Raw genomic sequence first — 21,292 nt, forward strand, 5'->3', positions numbered from 1 at the left:
CACTACGAAAGACGAGGAACACAACAGTATGGGCGTCGAATTCAGCTCCGAACACAAGGATTTCGCCGCGGCTGTCGCCGCATTCGCCAAGCGCGAGGCGGGCACCCGCGAACAGCGTGACGCGCTGACCGCCAACGACACCGAACAGCACAATCCGGGTGTCTACGCGAAAATGGCCGAGCTCGGCTGGCTCGGTCTGACGGTGCCGGAGGAATACGGCGGGTCCGATGCCACGATGGTCGACATGTGCATTCTCCTGGAAGAATCACTGCGCGGCATGCTGCCGATCGGGGCGATCGGTCCGACTCTCATCACCGGCGGCGCCTACGCCAAATTCGGCACCGAAGCACAGAAGGACACCGTGCTGCGCGGCATCGTTCGTGGTGCGTCCCAATCGATTTCGATGTCGGAGCCCGAGGCGGGTTCGGATGTGGGCAATCTGTCGACCAAGGCTGTGAAGACCGCTGACGGCTGGCTGATCAACGGCCAGAAGACCTGGTGCTCCAACGCCCATATCTCCGAGAACATCCTGCTCGTTGCCCGCACCTCGAAAGACGGCGGAAAACACGAGGGGCTCACCATGTTCCACGTGCCCGCGGGCACGCCCGGTCTGCAGATCTCGCCGATCGAGCTGATGGGCAACCAGAAGGAAACCAACGACCTCTATTTCACCGACTGCTTGCTCCCCGAGGACGCGGTCGTGGGTGAGGAAGGAAACGGCTGGCGTCAACTGATGACCGGCCTCAACTTCGAACGACTCATCCTCGCCGCGATGAGCTTGGGTGCCGCCGAACGCGCCTTCGAGGACACCATCGGATTCGTCACGCAGCGTAAGCAATTCGGCCGCCCGGTCGGCACCTTCCAGTCCCTGCGCCACCGCCTGGCCGACCTCGCCACCGAGATCGAATGCACCAAGCTGCTGATCTACAGCGTGGCGCGCGAGGCCGATGCCAACCCGAACAAGATGCTGGCCAGGGAGGCGTCGATGGCCAAGCTCAAGGCCACCGAAGTCAGCAAGCAGGTGGCGCTGGAAGGCATGCAGATGATGGGCGGCTACGGCTACGCCCGCGAATTCGACATGGAAAAGCACGTCCGCGGCGCACTGGTCTCCACCATCTTCGGCGGCACCAGCGAAATCCAGCGCGACATCATCGGCCGGACCCTCGGACTCTGACGACCCGTGGGCACGAACGGTCGCCCGGTGTGCGAGTTCGCGCACCGGGCGAACGCAGGAGCCGTGCGTGCCCGTAGTTTTTCCGCCGGCTCACCAAACCGCGGGCAAGAGCAGTCCGAACCTCTCTGCATGCCTCACGTCTGTCGTGGGGTGACCCGCACTGCCTCGATCAGTGCATCCGGTAGACGAGAGGTTCCCGCTAGTGAGAAGAACACGGCGATCGATCCGTACGGCGGCAGCGCGCGCTGCGCTGGTGAGCGCGCTGGCCTCGGCAGGGCTCGCGCTGCCCGCGAGTGTCGCTGTCGCCCAACCCGAGACGGCCCGGGTGGTCTCGACAGTCGATATCGACAGCAGGCGCCAGGTGGTGACCGTCTTCTCGCCCGCGATGGACAAGCCGATCCCGATCCAGGTGATCCGTGCCGCGGACACCGAGAACCCGCGGCCGACGATGTATCTGCTCAACGGCTCCCAAGGCGGCCCGAATCAGAGCGGCTGGGACGCGCAGACCGATGCCGTGAGTTTCCTGCGTGACAAGGACATCAACGTGGTGACCCCGGTCGGCGGCGCCAGCTCCTACTACACCGACTGGGTGCGCGACGACGCGGTGCTCGGCCGCAACAAATGGCAGACCTTCCTCAACGAGGAGTTGCCGTCGGTGATCGAGGGATTCCTCCGGGCTGATGGCAACCGCGCGGTGGTCGGTGTGTCGATGAGCGGTACATCGGTGCTGAACCTGGCGATCGCCAAGCCCGGCTTCTGGAACAGCGTGGCGTCCTACAGCGGGTGCGCGCAGACCTCGGATCCTATCGGCCAGGAATTCGTCCGGATCACGGTAGAGAACTGGGGTGGCGGACAGAGTATCGAGAACATGTGGGGACCACGCAACGGTCCCCTGTGGCGAGCCAATGATCCGCTCGTCAACGCGGAAGGGCTGCGCGGCACCGAGGTCTATCTGAGCACCGGTACCGGAATCCCCGGCGCACCCCACGACACCCCGGCTGACGCGCGTGTCCAGGACGGCAGGATCCCGCTCCCGGTCCAGATCGCCTTCGGCGGGCCCATCGAAGCGGCAGTGCATTTCTGCACCATGAACCTCGCGAACCGGCTGCGCGAGTTGAATATTCCCGTCACGCTGAACGAACGCCCCGTCGGCACACATTCCTGGGGCTACTGGGAGGATGACCTGCGGTCGTCGTGGCCTTTCCTGGCGCGGTCGGTCGGCAGCCGGACCAACTGACGCGCGTCGGCGTCGTCTGTTCGCGTCGCGAGTTGACCTCCTCGGCCACGATGCCGTGGACGAGGAGGTCAGGTCCGCATGGGCTCAGGCCTTGGTGGCGACGACGAGAACGTTCTTACCGAAGAGCTTGCCGGTGACGACCTGGAGAAGCTTGCTGAGCGGGAACACCACGCGGTCGTAGAGCTTGAGCGCCCGTGTGTTGATCGTGCCGTCGTCGCTCCCGGCGAATTTGTAGGCCAGGGTGGCGAAGAAGCCGATCGGGTCGCAGTAACGCGACTCGACGATCTCGAGACCCGCGTTGCGCAGGATGCGGTTGAGCTGGGTGCGGCGGTAGCGCCGGTAGTGCCCGACCTTGGTGTCCATCGAGCTGAACAGCGTCTCGAGCGCGGGCACATACAGCACCAGTGTTCCGCCGGGCCGCAGTAGCGAGGCGAGGTGTTCAGCGGCTTCCTGGTCGTTCTTGATGTGCTCGAAAACGTTGAAAGAATAGATGAGACCGTACATTTCGGATTCGGACGGCTCGGCCTCGCAGTCGACGACCTTGTAGCCCTTCGACAGCAGCAATTTCTGCAAATCGGCGTCGGGCTCGAGACAATCCGGGATGATCTGCCGTTCGGCGAGCATGTCGGCGTAGGTGCCTCTACCCGCTCCGAAATCGAGTATGCGCAGGTCCGGCGACGTGACATGTTTGTCAACGCAGTCGATCAGGAATTTGTTGTAATTGACCGCTTCGGTCATCGCCTCCAGGTTGTCGCACCCGGTGTACGCGAATTCGCTGCTGGTCACGCTTGATCCCCTCAATTCTTCGATGGGCGGCAATGGCGGTCAGCGTAGTCCGGTTACATTGCGGTGCCACGACATCGGGAAACAAACGCGAATTCAGCGGGGGAGCGGCCGGCCGAGGACGATGGTCTGCAGCAGCCGGATCACGGTTTCCTGCGGGCAGATTCCGTCGTCACCGAAGGTGCGGCCGAGGTCGACCACGAGGCTGAACGCCGCGTGCACGAGGATTCTGGCCTCGCCGATCGACAGTTCCGGTCTGGCCTGCGCCACGAGTTTGGCCCATTCGGTGATGATCAACTGCTGCAGGTGGCGCAGGGTCACCTGATCGGCCGGGTCGACGTGGGTGAACTCGGCGTAGTAGACGAAGGTCAGCGCCCGTTCGTCGAAGGACCCGGTGACGTAGAGGTCGATCAGCGTGCCCAGCGCTTCGGCGGGGGTGCCTGCGGCGCTCACCGCGGGGGTGATCGCCCCGGACACCCGGTCGGCCGCGCGCCGGAAGGCCGCGGCCAGCAGATCACTCTTGCTGCGGTAGTAGCGATAGACCGCCGAGGCGGCCGACAGATCCGCCGCGACGGCGATGTCCTCCATGCTGACATTCGGATAGCCACGCTCGTGGAACAGCTCCACCGCCTTGCGCAGCAAGAGGTCGTGTTTGAACGGCTGTGGCCGTTCGGCGGCCCGCCGGATCAGTGCGGCGCCGCGCTCACCCGACAGGTCAGCATCGATCAATGCCCAGCTGGTCGCTTTGAGCAGCGGGGCAAGCGCTTTCGCCGAGACGGTCGCGTGGTGGTCACCGATGCTGCTGATCACCGCGAACAGAGACACCGCGCGGACCACCCGGTCGTAGCCGTCGAGTTCGGGACGCACGTCGTGAATCAGGCCACGCACCGTGGCGATCGCGGTGGTGAACTGTGCGGTGAACTCGGTGAAGTCGGCGGGCTCGAGGTAGCGCCGCTCCCACCGGGCCAGTGCGACGGTCGGGCGGTTGCTGATGGTGAGCACGACGATGGCGTCCAGGACATGATCGAGGCGCTCGCGCGGTGACCAATCGGCAGCGTCGTCGGGGAGTTCGACCGCGGTCAGTGCCAGCCCGGACAATCGCAGCAGTTCCTCGCGGAACAGCGCGTATTTGCTCGGGAAATGGCGATAGAGGGCGGTGGAACTGATCTCGAGCCTGCGCGCGATGTCGTCCATGCTCACACCGTGGTAGCCGTGCGCGCCGAACGCCGCCGCCGATTCCGCCGCGATCTGCGCACGCCGGTTCTTCGGCCTGCGCTTGACCACCCGCGGTGGCGCGTCCGCTGTCGATTGTGCCGCGTGCTCGTTCGTCGTCCTGCCCATCTCGTCTTTCATGCTATCGCCCGGTCGCCGCGGGCCGGCTCACCGGATTCGCTCACTGCGCCTGCGCTGGTGGGGTCGGGGAGTTCACTTTCTCGACCAGCCAGCGGCCGTCGTCGTTGCGCAGGCTCAGCACCATCGAGAGCTGGCCGGGCTTGGGCTTGTGCTGGGTGCCCAGGCTGGTGATGGTCTGGCGGATCACCACGATCGCCTCGGCCGAGTCCTCGTCGGCGGTGCGGATCGCGCACTGGGTGTCGGTGACCGCCGAGGTGACCTCGCCCTGGGTCAGCACCTCACGCAACTCGGTGCTGGTCGACTCGAACTGCTTCTTCCAGTCGCCGGTCGCGCCGTCGAGCACCCCCTTGAAGTACGTGTCGAGGTTTTTGCTGTCGTAGTCGGCCAGCACCGGCCCGTACTGGCAGGCTGCCTCGCGTGCCTGTTCCTGGGCTCGCATCAGGTCCTTGTTGTGCTGGTTCTGGACGAACAAGACCATCGAGGTGGCCAGCGACGCGCACAGGACCGCGGCCACGCCGACACGCGCGGCGACAGCGGCCGTTCGTCCGCGCAACCACGAATCCGCGCGATCGTCGGCCGCGGCCGTTTCCGTCCTGGGTTCGGCGGTCGGCGTCGCGTCGGCCGTAGCCGGGTCGGAATCGTTGCTCGGTTCTTTGGCGTCTTTGCTCATGCGGGAACTCCTCAACGTGGTGCGGGGACGGCGGGTTGGGACAATTCGTTGCCGGTGACGCCGGGCGGTGGCCCCGCGCCGTTGTCGGGGCCGGGCGGCCGCGGCGCGTTGGCCGAACCACGTACCTGCAGAGCCGGATTGGTGGTGACGCAGTAGTTGTAGAGGCGCACCCTGGTGTCGGTGGTCTCGGTGGTCGGCACCACGGGGACGGTGTCGTACTCGCACGACGGCCGTGGCCACGGGTCGATGAGGGTGAAGAAGCCGCCGTCGTGTGCCGGGACGCCGACCGCGTCGGCGAAGCGGCTCAGCGACGGGAACAACGCCTCGAGCGCTGGTTGCCGGAGTTTGGCGGCCTTGGTGATGGCGACGAAGTTCGTCACCAGATCGGTGATCGGATCGTGGGTGCGTGAGACGAATCCGCCCAGCGTCGCCAGGTGCCCCGGTCCCTGTTCCAGCAGGTGCCGCAGCTCGGTGTCGGCGGCGGTGAACTGCCGGAACAGGGCGGTGCCCGAGGTGGTGAGCGTGGTGAGGTCTGGTTGCGCGTGCGAGGTCGTCTCGGCGATCACCTCGAGATTGCGGATCAACTGCAGCGTCTGCGGCAGCAGATCGGTGAGTCCCGCCATCGCCTGGCTGATCCCGGAGATCATGTTGCGCAACCCGTCCGGGCCCCCGGCGAGGGCTTTGTCGAGTTCGTCGACGATCACCGTGAGCCGTTCGGGATTCATTCCGCCGACCAGGCCGCTCATATTCGCCAGTACCGATTGCATCGGTACCGGTACGGAGGTCTGCGCGCGCTCGACGACCGAGCCGTCGCGCAGATAGGGCCCGCTCTCGGAGACGGGACGAAAGTCCAGGTACTGCTCGCCGGCCGCGGACAACCGGTTGACGGCGACGGTGCCGCCGACGGGAATCCTGGTACTCCCATCGATTTCGGCGCGGGCTGCGACGCCGTCACCCGACACGCCGACCGAACTCACCCGGCCGACCCGCCAGCCACGGAAAGTGACATCGCTACCGACCGACAACCCGCCGGAGGTCGCCAACTCCACGGTCACTACATACTGCGAGCGGCTCGGATCGATCCGCAGCACCGCACCGCCCAGATAGAGGCAGCCGAGCACGAGCACGACGACGAGCCCGGCGTTGGCGACCGCGACCCGTTTGCGCACCAGCCATTGCCACAGCGGTGAATTCATCGCGGACCCTCCTGCGGTGCGGGTTGCGGGATGCTGGTCACGCGACCGAACACCTTCGCGAGAACCTCGGCCAGACTGCCGATGAACGCGGGCACATCGCCCCCTTCGGGCCAGCGGCTGCCCGACGGGTCGGTGAGTGCGCCGATGTCGAGGTAGGACACCGTCGCCGCAACCGCCAGGGTCGGGCCCTGCAAGCTGGCCATCAGCGAGGGGTAGAGGGTGTGCAGTCCCTCGAGGGTGCCGGTGAGGTCGTCGCCCATCCGGGTGAATCCCGACATCAGGTTCTGCACGCTCTGGAACAGGCTCACGAACTGCGGCCCGTTGCTCGTGCTGAAATCGCCGAGCGCGTCCATGGTGACCGCCACTTTGCTGATCAGATCGACGATCGACTGGTTGTTCTCCGCGACCAGACCGATCAGCTGCGGGAAACTGTCGGCGACGGCGCCGAGTTCGGCCTTGCGGCCCGCGAGTTCGGCGGTGAGTACCTGCAGGCCGTGCAGGGTGGCGTCGAGGTCGCCGGTGCGCTGGTTGAGCGCGCCGATGACGTCGGTCATCTCGGTGACCAGGTGGCGCAGTTGCGGTGCGTGCCCGGCGAAGATCGAATCCAGTTCGGAGGTGATCCGCGCGGCCTGGTTTATCCCGCCACCGTTGATCAGCATCGAGATCGACATCATCAGTTGTTCGACCGAGGCGGCAGTGCCGGTGTGGTCGATGCCGATCGTCTCGCCCGCGCGCAGCGGTGCGCCCGCCTCCGCTTCGGTGGGCAGGGTCATCGCGACGAAGATGTCGCCGAGCGGGGTCGCCTGACGCAGTTCCGCGGTGGTTCCGCGGGGCAGCTGGATGTCCTCGCGGATCAGCATTTCGATATCGGCCAGGAACGACGTGGTCGAAATGTCGGTCACCACACCGATATCGGTGCCGCCGATCTTCACCTGGGCGCGGTCGGGCAGGTTGAGCGCGTCGCGGAAGGTGGCGTGCAGGGTGTAGCCGGGGCCGCCGATGCCGGGTTCGGGCATCGGCAACTCCCGCACCGTGAGCGAGCACGCGGTGCTCGCCGACGCGACGACCGCGGCGCACGCCGCGGCGCAGATACTCGAGCGCAAGTTCATTCGGTGATTCCCAACAGCGCGGCGGTGAGCCCGAAGTCGGGCCCGAAGTCGGCGATCTTGCCGGTGCGGCAGCCGTCGTAGCGCAGCTGGACGCGTTCGCAGAACAGCGACAGCGCTTCGCCGTCGAGTACCGCCTTGTCGAGCAGGCCGTGCAGGCGCAATGCCTGGCGTTCCCGGCTGACGGCGTTGTCGATGTTGTCGAAGAACAGCGGCCCGACGTCGATGATCTCGGTGAGTCCGCGTGCGTTGGCCCGCATCTGGGTGGCGATGGCGACGAACTTGGTGAGCGCGCCTGCCAGCTGATCCTGGTTCTGTCCGACCACCGTCGAGGTGTTGGTGACGAAGTCGTCGAGCTGGGCAAGCACGGCTTGCAAACCGGGCGCCTGCGCACTGAGCAGGGCGATCAGTTCGGTGATCCGGCCGCTGAAATCGCGGACGGTCTGGTCGTTCTCGGCGATGATCTGGGTGATCTCGTTGAGCCGCACGACCGTGTTCGCGATCTGATCCTTGTTGGCCAAGGTCAGCTCGAAGGCCGACGACAGCGAGTCGAGGGTTTCGCGCAGTCGATCGCCGTTGCCGTCGAGCAGCGGGAACAGCACCCGGCTGGCCATCGGACCCGCCTCGCTGTCACCTTTGAGCGCGGCGCCCAGCTGGTCGAAGTTCTCCAGAATGCGGTCGAGTTCGACCGGAGTTCTGGTGCGGGACAGGGGAAGATGCGCGCCGTCGGCCAATTCGGGACCGGACCCGGTGTATGCGGGTGCCAGTTCGACGTGGCGGTTGGTGATCAGCTGCGGGGAGATCAGCGCGGCCATCGCGTCGGCCGGGATTCGCACATCGGCCTCGACCGACATCACCACCTCGACGTAACTGCCGCGCGGCGTCACCGATTCGACCACCCCGACCGGAACGCCGAGCACCGAGACCTCGTTGCCCACATAGAGCCCGGCCACGCTCTCGAAATCGGCACTGAAGCGCTTGTTCTCGCCGAAATACCGGTCGCCCAGGCTCGACACGCTGCCGGGTAGCAGCGAACAGCCCGACGCCACCACCGCGGCCAGGCACATCGCCGCCAGTTTCGCTCTGCGTCTCATCAGTTGCACCCCTGTACGGCCTGCGCGAAGCACAGCCAGTTGTCGGGAAAGATCCACGGGGCCCAGACATCGCCGTAGGGTCCGTTGCCGACCACGTTGTTGAACTGGCGCAGCGTGACCGGAGCGATCTCGTAGAGCCGGTCCAGGTTCTCTTTGTTCTTGGTGAGCCCGTCGGCCATGGTGTCGAGGTTCGCGATCAGCGGTCCGAGTTCACCATTGTTCTCGATACCCATGTCCTGCAATAGTTTCGAGAGCGCGGCGACATTGTCGAGCAGCTGGGTGAGCAGCGTCTGCCTGGTCTGCACCGCGGCACCGATCGCCTCACCACGGGTGAGCAGCACCAGCACACTGTTGCGGTTGTCGGACACGAGCTGGGAAACCTGATCCATGCTTTTCAGGAGCAGGTCGACTTCGTCACGGCGGGCGTTGATCACCTGGGCCAGCGCGCCGATGCTGTCGAGGGCCTGCACGGCCATTGCGGGGGAATCGCCCATCTGTTTGTCGAGCAGATCGAGCGCGGTCCGCAACTTACTCGGGTCGAGGCGCTCGATCCGTTCGAACGACGACGTGTACTTCGGGTCCTGGATGACCTTGCTCAGGTTGTAGGGCACCGAGGTGTTCTCGACGGTGATCCGATTGCCTGCGAGCGGAGCGCCCCTGCCCGGCTGCAGGTCGATGTGCAGCCTGCCGAGGATGGTCGACATCTTGATCGCCGCCTTGGCGTCGGCGCCGAGGCGCAGGTCGCGACGCACGGCCAAGGTCACGTCGACCCGATCGTCGACGAGGTCGACCGAACGTACCGCCCCGACCTCGATCCCGGAGATGTCGACGGTGGCCCCCGCCCGCAACCCGGCCGCCTGGGCGAACTCGGCGTGAATCGTCTTGTCGCCCAAGCGGAGCTGCGCGAGCAGGCTGGAGCCGCCGAGCAGCACTGCCACGGCGAGCACCGCGATCAGGCCGAGGCGCAGGTTGCGGTTGTGACGCAGGAAGGCGAACTTGGCCATCATCGGCACACCCCCGATTGCGATTCGCCGCCGACCTGGGAGAACAACCCCGGCGGCAACACCACGTTCCACAGCGAGACATCGAGCCGGCAGATGTAGGCGTTGCCGTAGGCGCCGTAGCTGGTGAATCGGGCGACGCCATTGAGGAAGTCGGGCAGTTCCACGGCGGCGCGGTCGAGCGCGGCGCCGTTGTAGAGCAGCATCATCACGCCCTGGGTGGCGGTGCGCTGTGCCTCGCCCATGCCCGGTTTCACCTGGCCGATGAGCGTGACCAGCGAGTCGGTGGCACCTGCCACCCGGTCGACCGAGCTCTTCAACGTCTGTCCTTCCGCGTAGAGCCCGTCCATCAGGCTGCGGGTCTGGGTGATCAGGGTTTCCAGTTCGCCGCTGCGATTGGCCAGACCCGACATCACGGCGCTGAGGTTGCCCAGGACGTCGCCGAGGATCTCATCGCGCTGGCCGAAGGTGTTCGCCAGCTCGGCGGCCTGGGTGATCAACGCCGACAACGAGATCTCGTTGCCCTGCAGAGCCTGGATGAGAGTCTCCGACAGCGAATTGATCTGGTCGGGTTGCAGCACGCCGAACAGCGGCTCGAAGCCCGACAGCAGCGAGGACACGTCGAAGGACGGCTCGGTGCGGGTGAGCGGAATCTGCGCGCCCGGCGGCACCGGGATGCCGGCGTCCTTGCCCGCGGCCAAGGCGATATAGCGCTGGCCGATCAGATTCTGGTAGCGGACAAGGGCTTTCGTCGTGTCGGTGAGGTGCTGGCGCGCCTCGATCCGGAAGTCGACCCGGGCGGTGTAGTCGTCGGTGAAATCGATCTTGTCGATCCGGCCGACGCGGACACCGGCCATCCGGACGTCATCGCCCTCGCGTAGCCCGAGCACATCGGTGAACAGCGCCGAGTAGCTGTTCGTGTCGCCGGGCACGCTGCGCTGCAACGTCGACCAGACGGTGTAGGTGAGCACGACCGTGAGGGTCACGAAAAGGCTGAACCCGATCAGCGCTTTCGTCGATTTCATGACGCGGCACTTTCGGTGTCGGGGACGATGGGCACGTTGCCGAGAATCGAACCGAGCAGCAGGAGCTGGGTTACCGTCGGGCGCCCGCCGACCAGTGCTGCCACCGCGGCGCTGCCACGCAGCGAGATCGGTTTCGCCGCACCGGCATCGGGCAGCGGGGCGGCGGCTGGCGCGGTGATGCCGGGGATGGCGGGCAGGCCCGGAATCGACGGCAGGCCCGGAATCGCGGGCAGGCCCGGGAGCGTGGGCGCTGCTGGAACGACCGGCACAGTCGGTGCCGGACCGGCGGCGTCGAGGCGCTGGGGGAGCTGCTGAACCGGATACTCCTGTGGCGGAGCGACTTCCGGCACCGTCGGCCCGCCACAGCGCGGCCCGGCCATGTCGCCGTAGCGCGGGCAGTCCGCCGCCGTGTACTGCTGGAACGGGGTGAACGACACGTCCATCTTCCACACCATCTGCTTGCGCGGTCCGAAGTGGAACACCTGCTGCAGCTTGTTCAGCGAGGCATTGAGGTTGGCCGCGGTCGACTGCAGCGCGCCGGGATCCTTGGCCAGCGCGCCGAATACCGTGTCCAGGCCCGACACCAGTTCCTTGCCCGAATTCGGGTTGGCGGCGAACAGGGTGTTCACCGCTTCGACGGTGGAGTTGCCCTCGGTGAGCAGCGCGACCAGTTGGGTCCGGTGCTCGTTGAGCGTGTTCGCGGCGGTCAGCGAATCGCCGAGCATGCCGACCAGTTCTGGCGCGGACTCGCTCAGCGCCATCGACGCACGGCCGAGATTGCCCAGCAGGCCACCGATCTCGGGAATCCGGTGCACCTCGGTGAGCCAGGTGTCGAGGCGCTCGATGGTGGAGCCGGGCACCCGGGCACCGCCGTCGAGCGCGGCCGCCAGGGTCGCCAGCACCCGGCCGAGTTTCTCCGGCTGGATGGTGGTGAGCACATCGCGCAGGGTGTTCAGGGTGGTCTGCAGCTGGACGGTCGCCGAGCTGGTGTCCTCGCGGATGGTGGCGCCTGCGCGCAGAGTGGTGGCGGCCGCGCCGTTGTCGACCAACTGGATCGAGGTGACACCGAAGATGTTGTCCGGGATCACCCGCGCGGTGACGGTGTCCGGAATCGTCTCGGCGATACCGGGTTTCAGCTCCAGGGTGGCGTGCTGCAGCTTGCCTTTGGCGACCATGTCGACGGCCGAGACCGCGCCGACGATCATTCCGCGGTACTTCACGTCGGCGCGCTGGGGTAAGCCGTCGCCGGTGCTGGTCAGCTCGGCGCCGACCACCACTTTGTCTTCGAATTCGCCGTTGTAGCGCATGCCGAGCAGATACAGCGCGAGCGCGAAGCTGAGGGCGACCGCTAGACCGGCGAAGGTGAGCTGGAGCGGTTTGGGCCCGCGGCCACTGGGATCGAGCATCATCGAGGCGACCTATCCCGAGATCCGGAATCCGGGGTCGATGCCCCAGATAGCAAGGGTGAGAAAGAGATTGGTGAAGACCATGACGACGATGACCATCTTGATCGCCCGTCCGGCCGCGACGCCGACACCTTCGGGACCGCCGCTGGCAGTGTATCCGTAGTAGCACTGGATGAAGGTGGCGATCAGGACGAAGATCACGACCTTGAGCACCGAGAAGAACACGTCGCCGCCCAGCAGGAACTGGAAGAAGTAGTGGTCGTAGGTGCCCGCGGTGGTGCCGCCGAGAAACAGCACCGACAGCTTGGTCGCCACGTAGGCGACGGCGAGGCCGAGGGTGTAGAGCGGGACAATGGTCAGCGTCGCCGCGATCATCCGGGTGGTCACCAGGTAGGGCAACGGACGGATCGCGATGGATTCGAGCGCGTCGATCTCCTCCGAGATCCGCATCGAGCCGAGCTGGGCGGTGAACCGGCAGCCGGACTGGATCGCGAAGGCGAGCGTGCCGAGAATCGGCGCGATTTCGCGCGTGGTGGCGAAACCGGAGATGGCCCCGGTGAGTGGGCCCATGGTGAGCAGGTTGAGCGCGGTGTAGGACTCCACGCCGACGGTGATGCCGCCGAACGCGCACAGCACCACGACCACCCCCACCGTGCCGCCGCCGACGATCAGCGAGCCGTTGCCCCACCCGACATCGGCGACCAGCCTCGCGACTTCCTTGCGGTAGTGCCGCAGCGCGAACGGAATCGCGAACAATGCCTGGAAGAACACGATGGCCTGATGCCCGACGCGCTGGTTGGCCCGCACGGGCACCTTCGCCGCCGCACCGACCACGCGTACCGGCCGCATGACGGGCGGGATGTACTCGGCTGCCATCTCAGACCACCTTCGACGGGAAGAAGGTGTTGTACAGCTGGGTCACGATGATATTGGTGGCGAACAGCATCAGCGCCGAGGACACCACCGCCGAGTTCACCGAGTTCGCGACCCCGCCCGGCCCGCCTTTGGTGTGCAAGCCGATGTCGCAGGCGATGATCGCCGTGAGCACGCCGAAGATGGCGGCCTTGACCAGTGCGACGATCAGATCGTTGGCCACCGCGAACGAGGCGAACGAGCCGATGAACGACCCCGGCGTGCCGTGCTGGGCGTAGACATTGAACAGGTACGCCGTCGCGAAGCCGACGAACACGATGAACCCACACAGCAGCATGCTCACCAGCACCGCGGCGGCCAGACGCGGCGCGACGAGCCTGCGCACCGGATCCACCCCCATCACCCGCATCGCGTCGATCTCCTCACGGATGGTGCGCGAACCGAGGTCGGCGCAGATGGCCGAACCGACCGCGCCCGCGATCATCAGCGAGGTCACCAGCGGGGCGCCCTGGCGGATGATGCCAAGCCCGGCGACGGCCCCGATGAAGGTGGTCGCACCGACCTGATTCACCAGCGCGCCGACCTGGATCGACACCACCACCGCCACCGGGATCGCGACGAAGACCGTCGGGAGTGCGGACACATTCGCCATGAACGCGCACTGCTTGATGAACTCCTGGAACGGGAATCGCCGCTGCACGAGCGAGAGGAACAGCTGCGCGATCGTGGCCCTGGCGAGCAGAACCTGTCTGCCGAGCGTTTCGATCGACTGTTGTGGGTGCCGTCGCCAGAGCCCGGTGGCGCTGTCGACGATCTTGTCGAGTTCCGACGGTTGGACAGCGGGTCGCGTCATACGCTCAGCCAATGTTCGAGTAGGACGAGGAGCGCGCCGATCGCGGCGACGCCGAGCACGGCAGCGCAGAGCACCACGACCCACATGCCCACGCGGAGAACGGGATTGACCCGCGTGCGCCCGCCGAGGATCTTGACGACGATCACCACGATGTCGATGAACCAGACCACCGCCATCATCAGGTCATCGTCACATTCGCGAAGGTGAGCACCGGCCAGCACACGATGGATCCGAGGAAGGAGATGACCAGGTCGACGCCGTGGAGACCGCGGAGGTGGCCCGTATGGGTGAGACTCCAGATGATCCCGACGAGACCGTAGGGGATGCCGATGATGATGAGGGTGCCGAGGAATTCCGACACCTTCATCTCGTAACTGAGAAACCTGTCCAGCCGTCGCAACATGGCGATACCGCTGTTCCTTCCTTCATGAACCGGTCGGTGACGCAAGCTGGTAGCCGATGTCGTCCACGGTCCAGCGATGTTGCCGACAATTCTTCTTCGATCCGATGATGTTGCCGATTATTCTTCGTAGATGCCGGACCGCGTCGCCGTGATCGACGCTCTGCCGCCCCGCTTGCCAGTGATAAGTTACTAGTAATTCTCGTCGATGTTGCGAGAATGGTGATTAACTTAGCCTAGAGGTCGCCGACGGTCGGCGACGGTGCAGGAGGTTCGCCGATGTCCGCGGTCATTGTTGATGTGGTTCGTACGCCGTCGGGTCGGGGCAAGCCGGGTGGCGGTCTGTCGTCGGTGCATCCGGCCACGCTGCTGGCGGGGGTGCTGTCGGAGCTGGTCGAACGCACCGGCATCGACCCGGGCCTGGTCGACGATGTGATCGGCGGCTGCGTCACCCAGAGCGGGGAGCAGGCCAACAACATCAGCCGGACCGCCGTGCTGGCCGCCGGATTCCCGGAATCGGTGCCGGCTACCACGGTCGACCGGCAGTGTGGATCGAGCCAGCAGGCCGTGCACTTCGCCGCACAGGGCGTACTCGCGGGCGCCTATGACGTGGCGATCGCCTGTGGTGTCGAGTCGATGAGTCGCGCGCCGATGTTCTCCAACACCCAGGGCAAGGATTCGCTGCGCGGTCCGCTCGCTGCCCGTTACCCCGCCGGGCTGATCGGCCAGGGGATCGCCGCGGAAATCCTCGCTGCCCGCTGGAAGTTGGATCGCGCGACACTGGACGAGTTCGCCGCCCGGTCGCACCGGCTCGCGGCGGCTACCGCGGCAGCGGGCGGTTTCGCCGCCGAGTTGACCGCGGCAGGGGAGCTCACCGCCGACGAGACCATCCGCGCCGCCAGCACTGTCGAGGGCTTGGCCGGGCTGCGGCCCGCCTTCACCGATCCCGCTGTGCTGGAGAGGTTTCCGGAGATCGACTGGTCGGTGACCGCGGGCAATTCCTCGCCGCTCACCGATGGGGCCTCGGCGGCGCTGATCATGAGCGAGAAGATGGCGGCGAAGCTGGGCCTCACCCCGCGCGCTCGCTTCCACTCCTTCGCTGTGGTCGGCGACGATCCCACGCTCATGCTCACCGCTGTCGTCCCGGCGACCCGCAAGGCGCTCGAGCGGGTGTCGCTCACGGTGGACGACATCGATACCTTCGAGGTGAACGAGGCTTTCGCGCCGGTCCCGCTGGTCTGGCAACACGAACTCCACGCCGATCCCGCCAGGGTCAATCCGCGCGGCGGCGCGATCGCCCTCGGTCACCCGCTCGGCGCCTCCGGCACGCGACTGCTCGCCACCATGGTCAACCACCTCGAGCAGACCGGCGGTCGCTACGGCCTCCAGACCATGTGCGAGGCGGGCGGATTGGCCAACGCGACCATCATCGAACGGATGTGATCACGATGACCACGAACACCCTGACTCTCGACCAAGTTCGTCTCCACATCCCCGACACCTACCGATCCCCGCGCAAACGTCCCGCCCAACTCGCCGACGCCCTGGACTTCTGGATGTTCGCGGGCGCGGCGGCGAACGTCGCGATGCAATTCGCGCACCAGGGTGTCGCGGCGGGCGTGATGGAAAGCCAGGTGGAATCCGGGGCGCTGATGGTGCATCCGTGGAAGCGCCTGCGTACCACCTCGGCCTACCTCGCCGTCGCCGTGCTCGGCACCGACGAGGACAAGAAGGCGATGCGTGCGGCCGTCGACGTCGCGCACCGTCAGGTCCGGTCGCGACCGGAGTCGAAGGTGAAGTACAACGCCTTCGACCGCGATCTCCAGATGTATGTGGCGGCTGCCATCTACATCGGCTTCGAGGACACCCACCAACTGCTCCACGGCAAGATGACCACCGGCGAACTCGAGACGTTCTACCAGGGCGCCGACACCTTCGGCACCACCCTTCAGGTCCACCCGGACATGTGGCCGAAAACGCGCGCGGGGTTCGACGAGTACTGGCTCGATGCCTGCCGGCATGTCGTATGCGACGACGAATTCCGCGCCTACATCGACGATCTACTCCACCTGCGAATGATCAACTGGCCCATGCGAACAGTGGGCGGTGGACTACTGCAGTTCCTCACCGCGGGCTTCCTGCCGCCGCATTTCCGCGACCAGATGGCCGTCGAATGGAGCGATGCCGACCAGCGCCGCTTCGAGCATCTGTTCCTGTTCGTCGGCTTCGTCAACCGGTTCATTCCCAGGTTCATCCGATTCGCGGGCACCCACGCGATGATCCGCGACGTGCGCCGCCGCATCCGGAAACAGAAGGCCCTCATCTAGGCGGGTATTTCATCTCGGGTCTTCCTCGGGCTGGTCGCGGAACTCCCGCTGAACGTGGCGCTCATCTGATTCGGGAGCCGGTGGTTCCGAGGGCGGCGGCGGTGAGGCAGGCGAGGGCGGCGGTGATCCAGAGGGGAGTGTAGGAGCCGTTGATGTCACGGATCAGGCCGCCGGTGAGCGCCATCGCGCCGGCGCCGAGTTGGTGGAAGACGCTGATCCAGCCGAAGGTGAGGGCGCTGTCGGCGCCGAAGTAGTGGCGGCACAACGTGAGTGTCGGTGGGACTGTCGCGACGTCGAGAATGCCGAACACCATGGCGAAGACGACGAGGTCGGGGGACCAGCCGCTGGTGAACAGGACCGGGAGGAGGGCCAGGGATACACCCCGGCCGAGGAAGAACACGGCCAGGAGCAGCCGTGGCTCGATCCGGTCGGTGAGCCAGCCCGCGGAAACGGTGCCGAGTATGTTGGCGACGCCGATGATGGCCAGTAGACCCGACGCGGCGGTGGCCGGCATTCCGTGATCGTGGGCGGCGGGCGTGAAGTGGCTCCACATCAGGCCGTTCGTGGTCGCCCCGCACAGCGCGAACATCGAGGCCAGTACCCAGAATCGGGTGTCGCGCACGGCTCGGCGCAGGGCGGTGATCGTGCGGGCGAACGGATTGACGTGTCGATCCGTCTGCGTCGGTGCGGAGTCGGGATCCGCGCCGTAGCGGACCGTGCCGACCGCGGCGGGGCTTTCCCGGAGGAACAGCAGCACGCCGAGCAGCGCCACCGTCGCCAGTGCCCCGCAGGCGAGCACCGGCGCGCGCCAGTCGGCCCGCTCGAGCAACACCGACAGCAGTGGCAGCATCGCGAACTGACCGAATACGCCTGCCGCGGTGAGTAATCCGGTGGCGAGACCGATTCTGCGGTCGAACCACCGGTTCGCGACCGTCGCGGCGAACACCGTGGTGATCGAACCGGTCCCCACCCCGATCGCGAAGCCGAACCACAGCACGAACCAGAACACCGACGGGGTGAAGATCGCGGTCAACACGGAACTCGCGATCAGCGCGAGCAATGCGTACGACGTGATCCGCCGGATCCCGTACCGGTCCATCATGGCCGAGGCGAACGGCCCGACCATCCCGTAGAGCACCATGTTCACCGCCACCGCGGCTCCGATCCCGGTCCGGCTCCACCCTTTCGTCTCGACCAGTGGTTCGGTGATCAGACCCGCGATGGTGGCGAAACTTCCCGCCGCGACGAGCGCGAGAGCGGCCACCGCCACCATTGTCCACGCCGGGTGAAAGCGGGGTCCCCGCCGGATCGTGCGCTGCTCGACTTCGCAAATACTCACCGGAATCCTTCGCGTTGCTCGACGTCCTTACTCTCGTTTCTATCAACCAACGATCAGAATCGACAGTATGCACAATCTTGTCCATATGGACGAAATGGATACCATCGAGCGTATGGCCACCGAGGATGAAGTCCGAGCGCCGATCGTCCGAGCGATGCGAAGCTGCCCCGTCGAAGTGAGCATCGCCGTCCTCGGCGGCGCCTGGAAGATGACCATCGTCAAATACCTCCTCGACGAACCCCTCCGCTACGGCGAACTACGCCGCAAGGTCGGCGAGGTAACCCCACGGGTACTCACCCGCCAACTCCGCGAACTGGAACAAGACGGCATCGTCCGTCGCCACGCCTTCGCCGAAGTCCCACCCCGCGTGGAGTATTCGCTCACGCCGACAGGGAAAGCGCTGCGCGGCTTCGTGTCCGAGCTGAACCGATGGGGTGCGGAATACGTGGAGGGTCTGCAGCCCGCCGCGACGACAAGTTCTAGGTGAAATCAGGTGGTGGGCTTGCCGAACCAGCGGGGGAGGTGGGCGTTCAGGTCTTGTTGGTGCTCTCCGGCCCAGGCGACGTGCCCGTCGGGGCGTAGTAGTAGGGCTGGAATGTTCAGTGCCGCAGTGGGATCCGTGATCAGATCTACTCTGTCGGACCAGCCGTCGACGGTCAGGGATTCGGTGCGATCGAGTAGCAGCGCGCGGCCTTGCCGGAGCTGGTCGTAGAGCTTGCCCTGTTTCAGGTCGACGTCGGGCAGGCGGCGGCCGAGTAGGTCGGGGCCATGGCCGAAGTCGTAGCGGATGTCGGTCGCGGTGATCTTCTCGATCAGGTAGCGGTTCACTTCGTCGAAGTCCATCAATTCGGTGAGCAGCTTGCGCACGGCCTGTGGGCCCGGTTCGGTGGATGTCAGTGCTACCTGGGCGCGGGTGTTGTGCAGGACGTCCGCGGCGACCGGATGGCGTTCGGCCTGATAGGTGTCCAGCAGTGTTTCCGGGGCCCAGCCGCGGATCTGTGCGGCCAGCTTCCAGCCGAGGTTGACCGCGTCTTGAACGCCCAGGTTCAAACCCTGACCGCCGGCGGGTGGGTGGATGTGCGCCGCATCGCCTGCCAACAGCACGCGACCGACCCGGTAGCGCTCGACCAACCGGGTGGCGTCGCCGAAGCGGGACAGCCAGCGCGGGGAGTGCACGCCGAAGTCGGTTCCGGCGACCGCGCGCAACTGCTGCTGGAAATCCTCGAGCGTGGGCGGTTCCGACCGGTCCTCGCGGACATCCGCTGCGGGGACAATAACGCTGTACACGCTTTCGCCGAAGGGCCTGAGACTGAATACCGCGTTGGTCTCACGAATTTCGGTGACTTTGGCGACGACCTCTTCCTGCGGCACACCCACTTCCATCTCGCCCATCAGTGTCTCGGTCCGCGCGGGCTCACCGGGGAACCCGACACCCAGCACCTTGCGCACCGTGCTGCGCGCACCGTCACAGCCGACCAGATACCGCGCCCGCAGCCGCTCCCCGCCGACCAACCGGACGGTCACGCCCTCCTCGTCCTGCTCGAAACCCTCTACCGCACAACCACTTCGGACCTGCGCGCCCAGTTCGATCGCATGGTCTTCGAGCAGCCGATTGATGACCGGCTGCGGTATACCCAGCTGATAGGCATACGCGGAGTCCAGGCCGTCGGGCGCGGGTTTGGGGATCGCGGCGAAGACACCACCGACCGGACGCCGTCGTCCGTGTTCGAGAATGCGGTCCAGCAGTCCGCGCATCGCCATCAGCTCGAGACTGCGCACATGCAGACTGACTATCCGAACCAACGACGACACGGGCTCGGATTCCTTCTCCAGAACGAGCACCCGCACACGGTGCAACCGCAGCTCAGCCGCCAGCATCGCACCGGTCGGCCCGCACCCGGCAATGATCACATCGAACATGAACCACCCATTCGCCTGAATTCTCGCCGACCAGATCGCCGCGATACGGGTCGTCAGACCCGAACGCATCTCCCAGATTACGGATTTCCGCAGGTCCTGGCCTCGGCCGCCTATTGTGCGGCAGCCTCGGGCCTGCCGCAAGCGATATATTCCGGCTCACGCTGTCGCTGGTGCGTGCCCGGGTCGTGGGGGCGCGAGACAGGGCTCGACGGCACAAATCCTTCCACATTCGCCGATCCTGCGACGCGGTGTACATAGTCGAACCCGTAGAGCTCTTGCCTCGCAGGCTCGGCTCAGGTCCGGTAGTAGTGCAGGGAAATGGTGTTGGAGCCGGGAAATGCGGTGGCCGTGGCCAGCTCGACGCGTAGTTGTCGGGAAGCGGTCGCAGACCGCCGCCCAGCGTTTTCGGGACGATGGTCAGGTAGAGGTCGTCGACGAGACCTGCTCCTGGCAGACCTTGAATGATGCTGGCGCTGTTGAGGACCAGGATGTCGCGACCTGTGGTCTCCTCGAGCGCACTCCGTCCTTTCGTTCGATTTCTGGTTCACAGGAGTAGACGGAGCGTCGCGGCCGAACTCATCGCCGCGATTCGATCAGCCAGCGCGTCGCAGCTGGCGGGATTGGCGAAATCGGCGATGCTCAACGGAAATCGGCCAGGTGGTCGGCGACCCACTCTCGATAGGTGCGCGCCGGCCCGCCGGTGACCTCGACGACGGTGGGCAAGACCGGCTCGGGCTGTGCGGTCATCTCGTCCATCCCCGCCAGCGCGTCGTTCACCTCGCCGATCGGCATCCAGGTCGCCATTTCCGCGAGCATCTGCTCCCGCGACATCTGCTCGAACCGCACTGGCGCTCCGAGCACCTCGGCGATGATCCGCGCCCGCTGCGGTGCGGTCAGCGACTCGGGGCCGGTCACCTCGTACGTGGTGCCGGTCCGGCCCTCGAGCAAGGCGCGGACGCCCACTGCGGCGATGTCGCGCTCGTGGATGACCGACCTGCGCCAAGCGTCATAGTATTCGCGCACAACACCTTCCGTACGAATGGACTCCGCCCAGCCGAGGTCGTTACCGGCGAATCCGCCCGCGCGCACGAAGGTCCGGTCGACTCCCGTTTCGTCGATGAGCCGTTCGAGGTAGCCGTGCGAACCGAGCACCGCGCCGGCCCGTTCGTCGGCGCCGATAGCGGAAAGGTAGACGATGTGCTGCGCCTGCTCGGCCAGTCGCCGCACCACCACCGGCGCGGCAGCGTCAGCAGCCAGCGTCGGCCACACCAGGAACACCGCGTGCACACCGTCGAGCGCGGCGTCCAGGCTGCCCGGATCCGCCAGGTCACCGCGTACCACCTCGACGCCGGGCGGCAGATCCGCCGTCTCCGGACTACGGACCAGCGCGCGAACCTCGACACCCGCCTCGTGTAGTTGATCGACGGCCGCGCGGCCGACCTTGCCTGTTGCACCGGTAATCAGGATCATGAGCCCAACTCTGCTACCTGAACCAGTGTTCAGGTCAACCGCGCGGGAGCGGCGCAGTCGGGGAG

The 21,292-nt window shown here is 66.1% G+C and carries 21 protein-coding genes and 1 pseudogene; 5 read left to right on the top strand and 17 right to left on the bottom strand.

Features of this window, described 5'->3' with window-relative positions; translation table 11 throughout:
• The first annotated feature begins 28 nt into the window (after positions 1-28).
• Together ACQHI0_RS08870 and ACQHI0_RS08875 are read left to right on the top strand one after the other, a co-directional pair.
• The gene (locus ACQHI0_RS08870) at positions 29-1,174 is read left to right on the top strand and encodes an acyl-CoA dehydrogenase family protein (RefSeq protein WP_427907449.1); all 1,146 of its coding nucleotides are present in this window, start codon (positions 29-31) and stop codon (positions 1,172-1,174) included.
• A 202-nt stretch (positions 1,175-1,376) separates the two neighbouring features.
• A complete protein-coding gene (locus ACQHI0_RS08875; protein ID WP_427907450.1) occupies positions 1,377-2,411 on the top strand; it encodes an alpha/beta hydrolase in 1,035 nt (344 codons plus the stop codon).
• Positions 2,412-2,495: 84 nt separating this feature from the next.
• Here ACQHI0_RS08875 and ACQHI0_RS08880 read toward each other — a convergent pair whose 3' ends face one another.
• From ACQHI0_RS08880 to ACQHI0_RS08940, 13 genes are all read right to left on the bottom strand, one after another.
• Complete coding sequence (locus tag ACQHI0_RS08880; RefSeq protein WP_427907451.1) at positions 2,496-3,197, bottom strand: methyltransferase domain-containing protein; 702 nt, start codon at positions 3,195-3,197, stop codon at positions 2,496-2,498.
• 93 nt (positions 3,198-3,290) lie between these two features.
• Positions 3,291-4,535, bottom strand: a complete 1,245-nt coding sequence (locus ACQHI0_RS08885) for a TetR/AcrR family transcriptional regulator (RefSeq protein WP_427907452.1) — start codon at positions 4,533-4,535, stop codon at positions 3,291-3,293.
• A 52-nt stretch (positions 4,536-4,587) separates the two neighbouring features.
• Positions 4,588-5,217, bottom strand: coding sequence for a hypothetical protein (locus ACQHI0_RS08890; protein ID WP_427907453.1), 630 nt, complete (start codon positions 5,215-5,217; stop codon positions 4,588-4,590).
• An 11-nt stretch (positions 5,218-5,228) separates the two neighbouring features.
• The gene (locus ACQHI0_RS08895; RefSeq protein ID WP_427907454.1) at positions 5,229-6,413 is read right to left on the bottom strand and encodes an MCE family protein; all 1,185 of its coding nucleotides are present in this window, start codon (positions 6,411-6,413) and stop codon (positions 5,229-5,231) included.
• Positions 6,410-7,522, bottom strand: coding sequence for an MCE family protein (locus ACQHI0_RS08900; RefSeq protein ID WP_427907455.1), 1,113 nt, complete (start codon positions 7,520-7,522; stop codon positions 6,410-6,412). Before ACQHI0_RS08900 ends, ACQHI0_RS08895 begins: the two co-directional genes overlap by 4 nt.
• Positions 7,519-8,613 carry an MCE family protein gene (locus ACQHI0_RS08905; RefSeq protein ID WP_427907456.1) on the bottom strand — a complete coding sequence of 365 codons (1,095 nt, stop codon included), beginning with the start codon at positions 8,611-8,613 and terminating at the stop codon, positions 7,519-7,521. Before ACQHI0_RS08905 ends, ACQHI0_RS08900 begins: the two co-directional genes overlap by 4 nt.
• Positions 8,613-9,620, bottom strand: coding sequence for an MCE family protein (locus ACQHI0_RS08910; RefSeq protein ID WP_427907457.1), 1,008 nt, complete (start codon positions 9,618-9,620; stop codon positions 8,613-8,615). Before ACQHI0_RS08910 ends, ACQHI0_RS08905 begins: the two co-directional genes overlap by 1 nt.
• On the bottom strand, positions 9,617-10,639 hold the full coding sequence (locus ACQHI0_RS08915; RefSeq protein WP_427907458.1) for an MlaD family protein: 1,023 nt from the start codon (positions 10,637-10,639) through the stop codon (positions 9,617-9,619). Before ACQHI0_RS08915 ends, ACQHI0_RS08910 begins: the two co-directional genes overlap by 4 nt.
• On the bottom strand, positions 10,636-12,048 hold the full coding sequence (locus ACQHI0_RS08920; RefSeq protein ID WP_427907459.1) for an MCE family protein: 1,413 nt from the start codon (positions 12,046-12,048) through the stop codon (positions 10,636-10,638). Before ACQHI0_RS08920 ends, ACQHI0_RS08915 begins: the two co-directional genes overlap by 4 nt.
• Positions 12,049-12,057: 9 nt before the next feature.
• Positions 12,058-12,921 carry an ABC transporter permease gene (locus tag ACQHI0_RS08925; RefSeq protein ID WP_427907460.1) on the bottom strand — a complete coding sequence of 288 codons (864 nt, stop codon included), beginning with the start codon at positions 12,919-12,921 and terminating at the stop codon, positions 12,058-12,060.
• Between the two features lies 1 nt (position 12,922).
• The gene (locus ACQHI0_RS08930; RefSeq protein WP_427907461.1) at positions 12,923-13,771 is read right to left on the bottom strand and encodes an MlaE family ABC transporter permease; all 849 of its coding nucleotides are present in this window, start codon (positions 13,769-13,771) and stop codon (positions 12,923-12,925) included.
• A complete protein-coding gene (locus ACQHI0_RS08935; RefSeq protein WP_427907462.1) occupies positions 13,768-13,950 on the bottom strand; it encodes a hypothetical protein in 183 nt (60 codons plus the stop codon). Before ACQHI0_RS08935 ends, ACQHI0_RS08930 begins: the two co-directional genes overlap by 4 nt.
• Positions 13,950-14,174, bottom strand: a complete 225-nt coding sequence (locus tag ACQHI0_RS08940; protein ID WP_427907463.1) for a hypothetical protein — start codon at positions 14,172-14,174, stop codon at positions 13,950-13,952. The genes ACQHI0_RS08935 and ACQHI0_RS08940 overlap by 1 nt, the downstream gene beginning before the upstream one ends.
• Positions 14,175-14,450: 276 nt before the next feature.
• On the opposite strand from ACQHI0_RS08940, the gene ACQHI0_RS08945 reads away from it, so the two are divergent.
• The gene (locus tag ACQHI0_RS08945; RefSeq protein ID WP_427907464.1) at positions 14,451-15,614 is read left to right on the top strand and encodes a thiolase family protein; all 1,164 of its coding nucleotides are present in this window, start codon (positions 14,451-14,453) and stop codon (positions 15,612-15,614) included.
• Positions 15,615-15,619: 5 nt separating this feature from the next.
• Positions 15,620-16,498, top strand: a complete 879-nt coding sequence (locus ACQHI0_RS08950; RefSeq protein ID WP_427907465.1) for an oxygenase MpaB family protein — start codon at positions 15,620-15,622, stop codon at positions 16,496-16,498.
• Positions 16,499-16,559: 61 nt separating this feature from the next.
• Here the strand turns inward: ACQHI0_RS08950 and ACQHI0_RS08955 are convergent, their stop codons facing one another.
• Positions 16,560-17,837, bottom strand: a complete 1,278-nt coding sequence (locus tag ACQHI0_RS08955) for an MFS transporter (protein WP_427907466.1) — start codon at positions 17,835-17,837, stop codon at positions 16,560-16,562.
• A 112-nt stretch (positions 17,838-17,949) separates the two neighbouring features.
• Between ACQHI0_RS08955 and ACQHI0_RS08960 the strand changes: the two genes are divergently transcribed.
• On the top strand, positions 17,950-18,324 hold the full coding sequence (locus tag ACQHI0_RS08960) for a winged helix-turn-helix transcriptional regulator (protein ID WP_427907467.1): 375 nt from the start codon (positions 17,950-17,952) through the stop codon (positions 18,322-18,324).
• Positions 18,325-18,326: 2 nt separating this feature from the next.
• Here the strand turns inward: ACQHI0_RS08960 and ACQHI0_RS08965 are convergent, their stop codons facing one another.
• The 3 genes and pseudogenes from ACQHI0_RS08965 to ACQHI0_RS08975 form a co-directional block, all read right to left on the bottom strand.
• Positions 18,327-19,757: an FAD-dependent monooxygenase gene (locus ACQHI0_RS08965; RefSeq protein ID WP_427907468.1), complete on the bottom strand. Its 1,431-nt coding sequence runs from the start codon at positions 19,755-19,757 to the stop codon at positions 18,327-18,329.
• A pseudogene (locus ACQHI0_RS08970) lies at positions 19,702-20,262 on the bottom strand (dihydrofolate reductase family protein); the annotation flags it as partial. The pseudogene ACQHI0_RS08970 and the gene ACQHI0_RS08965, both read right to left, overlap by 56 nt.
• A gap of 134 nt (positions 20,263-20,396) precedes the next feature.
• Positions 20,397-21,227 carry an SDR family oxidoreductase gene (locus tag ACQHI0_RS08975; protein ID WP_427907469.1) on the bottom strand — a complete coding sequence of 277 codons (831 nt, stop codon included), beginning with the start codon at positions 21,225-21,227 and terminating at the stop codon, positions 20,397-20,399.
• Between the last annotated feature and the right edge of the window lie 65 nt (positions 21,228-21,292).

Origin of the sequence: Nocardia sp. FBN12 (assembly GCF_050320175.1) — a bacterium.
Taxonomy (GTDB): domain Bacteria; phylum Actinomycetota; class Actinomycetes; order Mycobacteriales; family Mycobacteriaceae; genus Nocardia.